Consider the following 14210-nt stretch of genomic DNA (forward strand, 5'->3'; position numbering starts at 1 on the left):
ACGCTTTTAAGCATATCATCAGGTAAGGTGAATGGTTTTGGTGATGGTGTTTTCTAGGTATAAGATGTATCTAATCGACTGAAGGTTACATAAAATTGAAAATATTTCACAAACATGCGCGTATTTTTACAGAAGCTACTCACAGAACGGATCATTAAGCTGGCTAACAGATACAGTTCCAGACCAGCGCCTAAACGCGTGCATGAGGCTCTCAGCGCTTTATTTAAGCACATTTTGAATGACCAGGGGAAGCAGGGTTTAATTCTTGATTTCCATTCAGACCAGCAGCTCATCATATTTTCAGATCAGCACAAAGGGAACCGTAATCCTGGTGATGATTTCGCCTTATCGGAAAAAAACTACCTCGCTGCATTACAATATTACAATGAGGAGCAATTTCTATTCTGCAGCTTAGGAGATAGTGAAGAGTTCTGGAAATACCCGGTATGGAGTGTCCTTAAACACAACAAAGCTACTTTTGAACAGGAGGCTCAGTTTTTAAAACGAGAGGCTTTCTTTAAGATCTTTGGAAATCATGATTTATACTGGGACAATGACCCTTTGGCCGGATACCATCTGGAAAAAATATATGGCAGCAAAGTAAAAATTCATGAGGGCATGGTACTGCGCATTCGGCTGGGATCCAGAATGCTGATGATCTTTTTAACCCATGGCCATCAGGGCGACCTGCAAAGTGACGGCAATTGGTTCAGCAAGTGGTTTGTCTCTAATGTATGGGCTCCTTTCCAGGCCTATCTCCGCATTAATCCGAATACACCTGCCTTCGACAACCATTTAAAATCTGCGCACAATGCGATCATGTACGACTGGACTGCCCTGCAAAATAACATGGCCTTAATCACCGGGCATACGCATCAGCCGGTATTTAACTCCCTCAGCCACCTGGAAAGAACTTACATCCGATTGGATGAAGCCAGAAAAAATGGGCAGCAGGACCTTGTTCAAAAACTAGAGGCGGAATTGATTGCCGGAAAGATTAGCGGTGATACCAGTCCGCGGCAAACCTATTCTAAGAATACGTATTTCAATACTGGCTGCTGTTGTTTTAATGATGGTGACATCACCGGAATAGAGATCGGGGATGGAAAGATCCGACTGATCAAATGGAAATTTATTAAAAATCAAGGTGCCAAACGTTTTGTACTCGAAGAGACGGAGCTAGTCAATTTGTTAGATCCAGCTGAATTAAAATAAGGAGGCTACCCTGGGGCTAAGATTTTAATAAAAACTAAATGTGCCAGCACTTGTTTTTAAAATACAACAATAGAAAGGAATCATCATGAACAAAGAACAGCATCCCAAAAACACTGGCGCAAGCCAAGGGAATCCGACCTCAGATCGCATTCACCATAATGTTAAAGACGACAAAAAAAAAGTAGGTATCACCAATGGCGGTGGACAACGATCTGATCAGACTTCCAACAAAGACAACGATAGAAAGAGAACGCATAAATAATATCCCTTAAACCTTCTCTAAGAAATTAAAAACAACACAGCCCTTGTAGAAAACTCTACAAGGGCTGCTTTTTTTGTCAGGATTTCTTTCCTGATTTTTGGATGCAAAATGAAAAGCCAAATTCCTACTCCATTCCCTTAAAAACAGTTAAAAAAAATCATTTTTAAATCCTGTGTTATTAAATCAATAAAAATATAATTCTTTTATTTTCCAATCTATTGTTTTAAAATTCTTAATTTGACTCAAAATTTCGACTAATTCTAGATCAGAATAATAGTAAAAAAACAAATAAAACATCCTTTAATGGGGAGAAATGGGCAATATGCAGCCATTTCTCTAATAAAACACAAGAAAATCATAACATACAAAAACAATAAAAAGTATAACTGAACTAGAATTACACTCATAATATGGAGAAAAGTAAGTTGATTGTAGATGAGGAAATGCTTGTTCGATTAAAAACTGGAGACAGTAGTGCTTTTGATTTCTTTTATAAGAAATATAGGGGCCGCATTTATGCGAATATTTTAAAAATGGTCAAGTCTTCGGAGTTGGCTTCCGACCTCCTTCAGGAAACCTTTGTGACCATTTGGCACAACAGGGATTACATCAATCCCAAACAACCTATTGAACATTATATTTTCCGTATTGCTCAGAATAAAGTCTACGATTTTTTCAGAAGAGCGAGCCGTGATAAAAAACTGGAAGAACAGCTGATGGCCTTGACCATCGGAGAGGAATACAACCCCATTGAAGAAGCCTTTCACCTGAAAGAAAACTTTAACCTGCTCGAACAGCAGATCGAGCAATTGCCTCCTAAATGCCGTACCGTTTTTAAACTTTGTAAAATTGATGGCAAAAGTTACAATGAAGTAGGTCTGCTGTTAAATATCTCCCCTGCTACCGTAAATAACCACATTGTTAAGGCTACGAGCATCCTTAAAAAGAACCTTTCAAATATAGATTTTATACTGTTTATGACTTATTTAACATTTTTTTACTAAAAATAACAAATGGAGTAGTTGCTTTTCTTTTTTCAAGCGTATTACCTTAAAAGAGGAATACAATGAAACCAGTCTCTCAGCTATTTAAACTTTACTTAAGTAATCAATGCAGTCCTGAAGAAGTGAAAGCATTGCTCAACCATTTTGGCAAAATCCAGGAAGATCCAGAATTAAAATCGTTGATTCTGGAGGAGCTAGCTAAAGCAGCACCCGATGATTTCGAATCACAGCCAGAGGTGATTGCCGTATTTCAGCAAACAGACCAATACCTGAAAAACAAGCTCTTCCCTGAAAAAGAAACCAACAAATTCTTCCTATACCGTTATAAAAAATATCTGGTTGCAGCAGCGATGACCGGTTTAATGCTGGGCATAGTTTACCTATTTTTCCAGGAGCATCAAAAAGGCATCATCAATGATGCCGTAGCAGTGGTTCATGATGTACAGCCGGGCAGCAGTAAAGCTACCCTTGTACTGGAAGACGGTTCTACGATTGCATTGACTGCTAACGACAGCGATACCGTGCTGAATCAAGAAGGAATCACCATCAGCAAAACCAAAGATGGCCTGCTTGTTTATGAAGTAGACAGCAAAAACGTGTCCTCTGAAGCCCCTGCTTATAATGAATTGAGAACGCCTAAAGGTGCGAAATATGAAGTCTTACTTCCAGACGGCACCCGGGTATGGCTAAATACCTCTTCTTCCTTAAGGTATCCTTTGAAATTCGCAAAAAATGAGCGACGTGTCTCTTTAAGTGGAGAAGGGTATTTTGAAGTTGAGAAAGTAACTGTAGATGGAAAACGCCTGCCATTTTTTGTAGAAACTTCCAAACAAGTCGTTCAGGTATTAGGTACTGAGTTCAACATCAGTGCTTACGAAGACGACCAATTGATAAAAACCACCTTAATGTCTGGAATAGTCAATGTGAGTGGCAAAACAAGCAATAACAGCAAAACACTTAGCCCTGGTGAGCAGTCTATCCTGAACTCCGATCATGAGCTCTCTGTCCTGAAAGTAAATCCAGAAAGTGCCCGTGCCTGGAAGAATGGTAATTTCCTATTTGAGGATGTGCATTTAAAAGAAATTCTAAAGCAATTCGCCAGATGGTACAATGTAGAAGTCGACTACAATGACATTCCGAACACCCGATTTAACATCCTGGTATCCCGCAATGAAACGCTCTTAAAAGTGCTTCAAATGTTAGAAAAAACAGGGAATCTCAAATTTCAAATTATAAATAACACCATCAAAATAAACCACTAAAACCAATGCTTATGTAAAAGTCTACTAAAGAAAAAAGCCGATTGCACTGCAATGCAACCGGCGATGATTCAGGCAACCGAAAACAATTAATTAACCAATTACCTTACAACTAAACAAATCTATGAATTTAAATGTTCAGCGCAAGCTATTGCTCTGCCTAAGGCAGAATATAATCCTTGCGAAAAACCTAACCACCAAACTTTCACTAACCATGAAATTGACAGCATTTTTAATGGTCATTGCCAGTCTGCAGATTTCAGCTAAAACTTTCTCTCAAAAGATAACCTTATCGGTAAAAAATACACCACTAAGAGAAGTATTACAGGAAATCAGAAAACAAAGTGGCTACAAACTGGTATACAACACAGACCTCTTGCAAAAATCAAGACCGGTAAGTATTTCAGTAAAAGACGCTACTATTAATGAAACACTTTATCAGGCGATGAGCAATCAGCCTTTTCAATTTGAAATTGAAGGCAATATCATTCTGATCAATCCTTTGTCGCCAAAAGCGGAACAGGCTTTCCTAATTCGTGCTCAGCAGCAAGTGATTACAGGTAAGGTATCCGACGCAACCGGTCCATTAGTTGGAGCCAGTGTAACGGAAAAAGATACTAAAAACGTAGTCCGTACCAATGCCAAAGGAGCATATTCGATTAAACTGGAAAACCAGGGTTCCACCTTGATCTTCAGCTATATCGGCTACATGACCCAAGCTAAAGCAGTAGGCAGCCAAACAGTAATGAATGTAACGCTGAAAGAAGATGAAAATCTTTTATCTGGCGTAGTCGTTACCGGTATGGAAACCATTAAACGCAAGCTATTTACAGGTGCTACACAGACCTTAAAAATGGATCAGATCAAACTGGACGGAGCTACAGACATTACCGGCATGCTTCAAGGTCGTGCTGCCGGGGTAAACGTTCAGAATATCTCGGGTACTTTTGGTACTGCACCAAAGATCAGCATCAGGGGTGGTTCCTCGATCAAAGGTCAGACTGCACCATTATGGGTGATTGACGGGGTAGTAAGGGAAGATATTGTAGAACAAACTACAAATGACCTGACTTCAGGAAATGCGGAAACCTTAATCGGTTCTACCGTAGCCGGTATCAACACGAATGACATTGAGAGTATTGACATCCTTAGAGATGCTTCTGCAACCTCACTATATGGTGCAAGAGCTATGAATGGGGTGATTGTAATCACCACAAAAAAAGGAAGAAGAGATACTCCTACTTCTGTGACTTACACCGGAGAATTCTCTGTGCGTCAAACCCCAAGTTACAACCAGTTTGACATCCTGAACTCTTATGAGAACATGGGTATTTTAACGGAATTAAAATCTAAGGGATTCCTGAACCAGAGCAATTTGGCTGGGCTAAGTAATTCTGGTGTTTATGGAATGGCTTATGACAAAATGAACACTTATGACCCCATCACGAAAACCTTCCAATTGGGCAATACAGACCAGGACCTGAACCGTTTCCTTCAGAAATATGAGATGGCCAATACCGACTGGTTTAATACCTTATTCAGACCATCACTGATGAACAACCATACCCTTACCTTTGCTGGTGGTGGTGCTAAAAATGGTTACTACGCTTCCGTAGGTTACCTGAATGATCCAGGATGGACAAAAGCGGACAAAGTAGATCAGCTGGCGATCAACTTCAAAAACACCTTCTATTTTTCAGATAAAGTGAACCTGACCTTATCGACCTTAAGTTCGATCAGAAAGCAAAAAGCGCCAGGAACATTAAACTCCTCTCCTGACTCCTATTTCGGTACGGTAACCAGAGATTTCGACATCAATCCGTTCAGCTACGCCTTATCTACCAGTCGTGTGTTAAGACCGTATGACGAAAATGGCAATCTGGAATATTACCGCAAAAACTTTGCTCCTTTTAACATCCTGAATGAAATTGAGAACAATTACATGGACATCAATGTAAAAGATTTTCAATTCCAGGCAGATTTCAAATACAAAATTACCGATAAAATCGATTTCTCTTCAATTGGTTCTGCACGTTTCGTGAACTCAGAAAGAGAAGTTTTTGCTTTGGAAAAATCAAACAGAGTTGGCGCCTACCGATCAGCTTCTACTGCTTTAATCAGAGAAAATAACAGGTTCTTATACAGAGATCCGGATGTAGTCGGTTATATTCCAACTGTAGCCATTCCAAACGGTGGTATTTACTCCAAATACGACAACTCCCTGACCAATTATTACCTGAGAAACACCCTACACTACTACGATAAATTTAATGGAAAACATGATTTAGACATTCTTGCTGCTCAGGAAATGCGTTACATTGACCGTGGTGGAAGTTCATTTACTGGTTTCGGGATGCAGTTTGATGACGGATATGTACCCTACACAGACATTTCAATCTTGAAAAAAGCATTCCATGAAGGGATCAATTATTTCGAAGTGCCAGCATTCAGAGAGCGTTCTGTGGCCTTCCTTGGTAAGGCAACTTACGGATTCCTGGACAAGTATGTAATTTCTGCTTCAGGAAGATATGATGGTTCCAACAGACAGGGAGAGGCTTCATCTGCAAGATGGTTACCTACCTGGACTGTGAGTGGTAAATGGGACTTATATGCAGAAAAATTCATGCAGGATTTCAATAAAACCATTGACCTCAGCGCTTTACAGTTCCGTGCTTCCTATGGTTTAACGGCAAACACCGGCCCTGCAACGAATGCTTATACCATTTACAAAAACAACGTCAGCATTAACCGAGTGAATGGTGCAGACAGAGAATCAGTGATCAATATCAGTGAACTGGCCAACAGGTATCTGACCTGGGAGAAACAATATTCTGCCAACCTTGGTCTGGACTTAGGTTTCCTAAACAATAGAATCACGGTATCCACCGATGTTTATCAGAAAAAATCTTTTGATTTGATCGATGATCTTCAGGCCAGCGGTATCGGGGGTGAGCTGTTGAAAACAGCAAATAATGCGGATATGACCACAAGAGGTATAGAGGTCGCCATCCAGACCACCAATATTACCAATGGTGATTTCAGCTGGCAGACTACCCTTAACTTTGACCATTTCAAACAAAAAATCACACAGCTGGAAGTAAGATCTTCTGTATTTGACCTGGTTCAGCAAAATGGCGGTAATAGCATTGGCTACCCAAGAGGATCGCTATTCTCTTTGAATTTCGTAGGATTAAATGATAAAGGATTACCTCAATTCAAAGTTAAAGATGCCCAGGGCGACTTAATCACAGTAAGTGATGTGAACATGCAAGACCGTAATAACGTGTTGAGCTACCTGATCAATGAAGGTTCGGTAGATCCAAACATGACCATGGGTCTATCCAATAACTTTAAATACAAAAACTGGGGATTCAGCTTCTTCTTATACGGTTCAACAGGAAATAAAATCCGTAAAACACCTATTTTCTCTTCTAGTTACACTGAAGGTTTTGTCCCTACAAAAGACTTTGCCAACAGATGGCTGTTAGCCGGTGATGAACTGCGTACCAATGTGCCTGTAATTGCGGATCAGCGCTTACTGGCAGAGGATGGAAACCTGGCAAGAGCCTATAACTCTTACAATTTCTCAACTGCACAAGTTGCTGATGGTACCTTCCTGCGCCTTAGAAACGTGGCCGTATCTTATAAATTAAATGAAACCTTAGTGAGAAGAATTGGCTTGAACAATGTTTCTGTGCGTCTTGCTGCAACCAACCCATGGTTAATCTATTCGGATAAAAAACTTAACGGTGCAGATCCTGAATTTTATAACGTTGGTGGGGTAGCTCAACCCGTTTCTAAACAATACATCCTATCCTTGAACATTGGTATTTAATCCCTGAAATTATCATGAAAAATAAGAACTTACTATATACACTAGCTGTCTTAGCGATTTGCATCACCGGATCGGGCTGCAAAAAGTATTTGTCAGAAATGCCAGATAACAGAACGACCATCAATTCTAAAGAAAAGGTGGATAAATTATTGGCAGGCGCTTATGATGGTCCTGCGCATTTCGCCTTCACCGAAACCATGTCAGACAACGTCTTAGATGGTGGAAAAGTGACTGCATTCAATCAGGTAAACGATTTTTCTTACCGCTGGAAAACCAATGATATTGATGAGGACGGATCCAGCCCGATCGGCTATTGGCTGGCTTGTTATAAATCTATTGCGGTAGCCAATCAGGCCCTGGCCAGCATCGAGAAACTGCAAGGCGCAACTGATATTGCCGCCTCAAAAGGAGAAGCTTTATTAATCAGAGCTTATTACCATTTTATGCTGGTTAACCTTTGGGCTAAACACTACAATCCTGCTACTGCAGCAACAGATCTTGGTGTTCCTTATGTTGAGGAAGTGGAAGATGAGCCTTTCAAACGTTACAAACGTGCTTCGGTTCAAGAAGTATACGACCTGATAGAGAGAGATATGCTGGAAGGAATGGCACTCATTCAAACCAATTCAACTGCCCCTAAATTTAAGTTCTCTCCAGAGGCAGCCAAAGCTTTTGCTTCCAGATTTTACCTGTATAAAGGAAATTGGGATAAAGTAATTCAGTATTCTTCAGATATCCTGAAAAACCCGAGTACCTTGCTAAGAGACTGGGCCGTAAAATACAGAGCACTTGGACCTGACAATGTACTGCCACTTTATTCTTCTACTGAAGAACCTGCAAATGTGATGGTAGCTAGTGGTAACTGCAGTCAGTACTGGTATTTTTGCATCTTCAACCGTTTCTCATTGACGCTTAGACTGGGACAAACGGTGATTCTTCCTCCAACCACCAATCCATTAGGACTTTCATGGGCTTACGGTTATTCGCAGTATGAAGTGGGTGGAAATATTGTGATCAGAAAATTCAGAAACAATTTCGTGTATACCAATGCTGAAGCTGGAGTTGGAAATGATTACATGGCTTATGTGGCCCTGACTTACGATGAGGTGTTAATGAACCGTGCAGAAGCTTATGCCATGAAAGGTGACAATGCCAATGCCCTCGCAGATCTGACCCTGCTTTACACTAAAAAACTGCTGAGTTATAACCCTGCTACTAGACCCTTGACAGAAGCCAGAATATTGACGACTTACCCTAATGCAAAAACCCTGCTGACGCCATCTTACCCATTCACTTCAGATATCCAGGCGAGTTTAGTACAGGCAGTAGCGGAACTCAAAAGAAGAGAATTCACTTTTGAAGGCATGAGATGGTTCGACAATAGAAGGTTCAATATGGAAGTAACCCACACTTTAACCGGATTACAAAATATTGTATTGACTAAAAATGACCCAAGAAAACAACTTCAAATCCCACAAGTGGCTTTGGAATTTGGCTTAGAACCTAACAACAGATAATCATGAAAAGAATAATTCCCTTTTTCGCCCTATATATATTCATCCTCACTTCCTGCGCTAAAAAGGAAGTGCTGCTTAAACAAAGCCAGCTGGACGTTAGTGATCCCGTTAAAACAGCTTTTGACGAATGGATTACCAGCAATTATACCAGCCCTTACAACATCAAAGTGAAATACAAATGGGATGAAGGCGACATGAGCGACTTCGGAAGATACAACATCCCACCTGAGCCGCAAAAAGTAAGACTTTTGCTGGAATTACTTCAAAACACCTGGATTGAGTCTTATTCGGAGATTGCAGGTCCTGATTTTGTAAAGAAGATTGCCCCAAGAGAACTGATTTTCAGAGGTGGTGATGACTTGACCACAAATGGTGGTAATGGTGCATGGGGACAAGCCTCAGGAGGAAAAACCATTACGCTTTTCAGCATCAATGAGATTACCGCACAGCGTTTGAAAACCCCAGGTGTCTATAACGGTTACAGTGGCTTAATTCACCATGAGTACGCCCATATTTTGAACCAGATCAGAAATTTTGACGAGGCTGCCTATAAGCAGATTACCCCTGCAGGTTATACCGCCAACTGGCAGAATTTTGAAGACTGGGAATCCAATCTGGAAGGCTTTGTATCAAGTTATGCAAGGATGAATGTGGGTGAAGATTTTGCTGAAATGGTAAAATTTATGTTAACGATGACCCGCCAGGAATGGGACGATTATATCGATAGCATAGAGGATTTCGAGGGATCTACTACGGCTACTAAAGCCAAAGAAGACCTGAGAAGAAAAGAAGGCTTGGTAGTGAGTTATTTCACTAAAGTTTATGGCATTGACATCTATAAATTGCAGGAAAAAACAGCGCAGAAAAGAGCCGCTTATTTGAGTAGACCTTAATTGTGCAGCCCGGAAAACCGGGAAGAACCATCACTCAAAAAATTGTTTAATAGAAAATGAAACTTACAAAGATGAAGACCACTTCTAAAATAAAATTTACTACCACGGCTATGGCATTAGTCATCCTCATGGGCTCCTGCAGTAAAAAAGATGATAAAAAATTCGAGGAAAGCTCGACGATCAGACTGGAAACCGCCAAGCAGGAATTGCGCACAGATTTAAAATCCTCACCGGAAGGATGGAAGCTGGTTTATTTCCCAATGTCTACTGAGGTACTATCAGTGGTACCTGGCGCAAATAAAAGCTATTCTTTCTTATTCAAATTCACTGACGATACACATGTACAGATGAAGTCTACTTTAGACCTAACCAGACTGGAGACCAGCGAGTACGCGCTTAAACTAGGATCTACCCTGAAATTAGAATTCAGCACTTACAGCATCCTTCATGACCTGGCAGATGCTTCTTTCGCAGAACCAGGGATGGGTGGTAGAGCCAGAGGCGGAGAGTTTGAGTTTTTAAGTTATGGCAGAGCCGACGGAGACCTGATTTTCCAAACCAACAGAAAGCATGTAGAACTCAGGTTTGAAAGAGCAACAAAAGAAGATTGGGTAGATATGAATGCTACAATTACCAAAATTATGGCCAATGATTTTATAGCACCAGGTTATGTGTTCAGTGCTTCACGTGAGGGTACGAAACTAAAAGATTCTATCTTAACTTTGACGAAGACCGGTACTAAAACTGTGGCTTTATATACAAAAACAACCCATCCAACTACTGGAGTGGTAACCAAAGTATTGACCAGAAGAGCAGGTTTAGGTTATGGAACCAAAGGCATTTACATCATGCCAGGAATTAAATTTGAAGGCAAGACTTTTTACTTCTTTCAATGGGATGCCGCCAGTAAAAAGTTCGTTTCTAAAATTGATGACATCACTGCAGAAATCGCAGGAACCTCTGATCCGAAATTCCTCTAATACCCTAATAAAAATTAGCTACAGCTAATGGAACACCGTCTGTATTTTCTCCCCCCTGAAAGTACGGGCGGTTGTTTTTTTTGTCAAAACTGCCAGAATAAATTCCATAAACTTTTATCTTTCCCTATTGTCACTAACTTTACGGAATGAATAAAGAAATTGCAGTCATATTTGACATGGATGGCGTTATCTGCCATACCAATCCTTATCATTCTCTTGCCTTCCGTGATTTCTTTGCACTTAGAAACCTGGCCCCTACCGAAGCTGAATTTGCCCAGCACATGTATGGAAAAAGCAATAGTTATATCTTCAGCCACTTTTTTAACAGACCGATTACTGGGGCTGAGCTCCTGGAGCTGGAAGCAGAAAAAGAAGGTTTGTTCCGCAAAATTTACAAAGACCATATTGAGCCAATTACCGGAATTGTGGAGTTCATCTCTGATCTGGAAAGCCATGGTGTAAAGCTGGGTGTGGCCACCTCTGCTCCTTATGCGAACCTGGAGCTGATCCTGAGTAAAGTAGACATCAGCGCTAAACTCGGCTCGATCCTGGCCAGTGAAGATGTAAAAAAACACAAACCAGACCCTGAAGTGTACTTAACTTCCGCAAGAAATTTAGGCGTTACACCGGAACAATGTCTGGTATTCGAAGATTCTTATTCGGGGATTTCGGCTGCTTTAAATGCAGGAATGAGGGTAGTAGGTGTTTTAACTTCACATACCATTCAAGAATTACCAAAATGTGATTTATATATCAACGATTACCAGGAGCTGTCTTACCGCAAGGTGATCGAACTACTCAAATAACCCATACTGGTTTCATAAAAAAATCCGGATAACCGCTTCAAGCAATTGTCCGGATTTCTCATTTATCAATCAATTGATATTATTTTCGCATGCTTCTCATTTCCATTTTCAGCTGCTGAATTTCTTCCTGTGTATGTTTGTTTTCCAGGTAATAATAAATCGCAAAGGCCAGGAATATCTTGCCCAATACAAATACTGCAGCAAAAACCCATCGCCAGGCCTTACGAATGCGCATGTGACCGTTTTCCCCTTCAATCTCTATAAACTGCTCGCTTTTACGCGATCTTGGTTGACTTCTTCCTACCGGTTCATCGCCAATCAGGTACTCCATTTTCGGATTTTCCATCTTAGGTGTTTTAACCAATTCATTCATACTCGCTTCAATCCTATTCCATGTATTTGGCGGCGGCGCGATGGCCATGTGTTCCGCAATACGTTCCAGATCTGCTTCCAGGATAGCCAGCGCTTCTTCAATCTGGGGATGACGGGATTTTAGGGCTAATAATTCTTCAATTTCAGCTGCTGTGGCGACACCTAATACATAGGACTCCAGTGCTCCGCTTTCCAGGTATTCGTCTATTTTAACCATCGCTTCTCATCATTAGTAAAGCCTCTTTTAAAGTCTTTCTAGTTAAATCCTCGGTTGTATTTAGTGCGGTCGAAAGTGCTGAAATCGTTTTTCCATGATGGTAAACTCCACAGAAAACACTTCTTTGCAATTCATTTAACCGGTCAAGGTAAGTATTGGCCGACGAGGCAAATGTCACTCCTGTATGGACAGGAGCCGTTTCGTATGGATTAACCGCTTGGAATAACTGCAATTTTGCCTTTGCAAATTTCAGCAGGCTGCACCAGGTATTGACCTGTTCCTGATCCAAGACCACATCCCTAAGAGAAAGGGCAGAAAATATTTTGACTAAATAATCTTCGGCTAATTTTCGGTCTTTTACCACTTCAAATATATAGCCTAATAACATTCCCGCATGCTGATCATAAAGATAGCGGATGCTGTGGGAGGGGTGATCTATAATCACCTGAGAGGTAGATTTGGGCATGATTACCTCTAAATTAACTAAAGTTTAGGAAAATCAAAAATAAAATCAACCTATGCCGCCACACTGTCGGGTTGTTTCTTATTCATTTTAAAGATAAAAAACATAATGATAATAGACAATAGTATCAGGATGAGATAACTGTAACTTAGGTTTCTTTCGTCATGCGCAGGTACAATACTCACAATACCATAGCTTAAAAATGAAACAATGACGTAAGTGAATCCTCCGGTAAGTCCGCCGGCAATTCCTGCATTCTTAGGGAATTGACTCAGACAGAAAGTGAAATAATTGTTGAAAGTATAACCTGCACCCACATGAATAATAAATGCAAACAAGATCAGAGAATATAAGTTCGTGATGAAGTTAAGGCTCAAAATCATGACTGCAACGAATGCCAGCTGCAAGGCCACATTCCAGACCAATCTACTGAAGAAGGGCTTATTGATCGTTGCTTTTCCGATAAAGCCTCCTACCATCCAGGCAAATCCCAGCACCAATGAACTATAACCGGCAATTATTGGAGAGAAATGAAGCTCATGTTCAATGATAAAAGGACCGGTCATGTTGTACACCATGACCATGCAATATGCCAATCCCAGCATCACAATCCCCAGGGTAAAACTTGCAGTTTTGATCATCTCCAGGTAAATATTCACAATCTTCCTGAAGTTAAACTCTGTGACATGAACCAGTGTTTCCCCGCTGTAAATCAGTTCGAGAACTGCAAAAACTACAGCAAAGCCTGCCAAAAAATAAAAATTAGATTCCCAGCCAAATGCAGCCTGCAGATAGCCGCCTACAAAAGGGGCAACAATAGGACCGGTAGACCAGATAATAGAAAACAAACTGAGGTAATGTTTCAATTCATCACCTTTGAATACATCTACAAAATAGGCTCTTTTCGCGACTACGATCGCCCCTACAGTAAGCCCATGGATCACCCGCATCACATAAATCAGGTAAATATTATGGGTCAGGGCAATCACCAGACTCGCTCCTGCAAAGATCAGCAGTGAAACCAAACAAACTTTATACCTGCCAAAACTGTCGAGTACACTCCCGATAAACAATTGAGAAACCCCATAACTGATCAAGAAAATACTTAAAGTCAGCTGTACCTGGATACTGGAAACATTCAAAACGCCAGCCATTGTAGGCAGCGAAGGTATATAAATATCGGTAGCAAAGCCCGATAAAGGAAGTAAAGCAAAAGCAAGGCAGGTAGCGATTTGCTGATGGTTTTCTTTTATTATTTTTGTTTTAGAAAGACTTGTCATCATAGATGCGGCAAAATTAACAATTTACCAGCATAGAGAATTATGAGAATCAAACATGCGATTATACAATTCACGTAAACCAAACAAGAAACCAGCCTAAAAACGCA

General features: G+C 40.6%; 12 protein-coding genes. 9 read left to right on the forward strand and 3 right to left on the reverse strand.

Annotation, left to right across the window (positions count from 1 at the left end; translation table 11 throughout):
- Nucleotides 1-114: 114 nt before the first annotated feature.
- From H9X96_RS19545 to H9X96_RS19585, 9 genes are all read left to right on the forward strand, one after another.
- Entirely contained in the window at nucleotides 115-1215 is a 1101-nt protein-coding gene (locus H9X96_RS19545) for a metallophosphoesterase (protein WP_187667889.1), read from the forward strand.
- An 85-nt stretch (nucleotides 1216-1300) separates the two neighbouring features.
- Nucleotides 1301-1477, forward strand: coding sequence for a hypothetical protein (locus H9X96_RS19550; RefSeq protein ID WP_187667890.1), 177 nt, complete (start codon nucleotides 1301-1303; stop codon nucleotides 1475-1477).
- Nucleotides 1478-1887: 410 nt separating this feature from the next.
- Nucleotides 1888-2481, forward strand: a complete 594-nt coding sequence (locus tag H9X96_RS19555) for an RNA polymerase sigma factor (protein ID WP_187667891.1) — start codon at nucleotides 1888-1890, stop codon at nucleotides 2479-2481.
- 62 nt (nucleotides 2482-2543) lie between these two features.
- Complete coding sequence (locus tag H9X96_RS19560) at nucleotides 2544-3743, forward strand: FecR family protein (protein WP_187667892.1); 1200 nt, start codon at nucleotides 2544-2546, stop codon at nucleotides 3741-3743.
- Nucleotides 3744-3954: 211 nt separating this feature from the next.
- A complete protein-coding gene (locus H9X96_RS19565) occupies nucleotides 3955-7575 on the forward strand; it encodes a SusC/RagA family TonB-linked outer membrane protein (RefSeq protein WP_222943935.1) in 3621 nt (1206 codons plus the stop codon).
- Between the two features lie 14 nt (nucleotides 7576-7589).
- Nucleotides 7590-9092: a RagB/SusD family nutrient uptake outer membrane protein gene (locus H9X96_RS19570; RefSeq protein ID WP_187667893.1), complete on the forward strand. Its 1503-nt coding sequence runs from the start codon at nucleotides 7590-7592 to the stop codon at nucleotides 9090-9092.
- Between the two features lie 2 nt (nucleotides 9093-9094).
- Nucleotides 9095-9985 (forward strand): substrate import-associated zinc metallohydrolase lipoprotein, encoded by an 891-nt coding sequence (locus H9X96_RS19575; protein WP_187667894.1) that lies wholly within the window; start codon nucleotides 9095-9097, stop codon nucleotides 9983-9985.
- 56 nt (nucleotides 9986-10041) lie between these two features.
- Complete coding sequence (locus H9X96_RS19580) at nucleotides 10042-10965, forward strand: DUF4302 domain-containing protein (RefSeq protein WP_187667895.1); 924 nt, start codon at nucleotides 10042-10044, stop codon at nucleotides 10963-10965.
- Between the two features lie 146 nt (nucleotides 10966-11111).
- A complete protein-coding gene (locus tag H9X96_RS19585) occupies nucleotides 11112-11771 on the forward strand; it encodes an HAD family phosphatase (protein ID WP_187667896.1) in 660 nt (219 codons plus the stop codon).
- Between the two features lie 79 nt (nucleotides 11772-11850).
- Here the strand turns inward: H9X96_RS19585 and H9X96_RS19590 are convergent, their stop codons facing one another.
- From H9X96_RS19590 to H9X96_RS19600, 3 genes are read right to left on the reverse strand one after another with little or no spacing between them, the layout of a single operon-like run.
- Nucleotides 11851-12360, reverse strand: a complete 510-nt coding sequence (locus H9X96_RS19590) for a hypothetical protein (protein ID WP_187667897.1) — start codon at nucleotides 12358-12360, stop codon at nucleotides 11851-11853.
- Entirely contained in the window at nucleotides 12353-12826 is a 474-nt protein-coding gene (locus H9X96_RS19595) for a sigma-70 family RNA polymerase sigma factor (protein ID WP_187667898.1), read from the reverse strand. The genes H9X96_RS19590 and H9X96_RS19595 overlap by 8 nt, the downstream gene beginning before the upstream one ends.
- 50 nt (nucleotides 12827-12876) lie before the next feature.
- The gene (locus H9X96_RS19600) at nucleotides 12877-14127 is read right to left on the reverse strand and encodes an MFS transporter (RefSeq protein ID WP_370576760.1); all 1251 of its coding nucleotides are present in this window, start codon (nucleotides 14125-14127) and stop codon (nucleotides 12877-12879) included.
- Nucleotides 14128-14210: the final 83 nt, after the last annotated feature.

Source organism: Pedobacter sp. N36a (genome assembly GCF_014472395.1).
Lineage (GTDB): Bacteria > Bacteroidota > Bacteroidia > Sphingobacteriales > Sphingobacteriaceae > Pedobacter.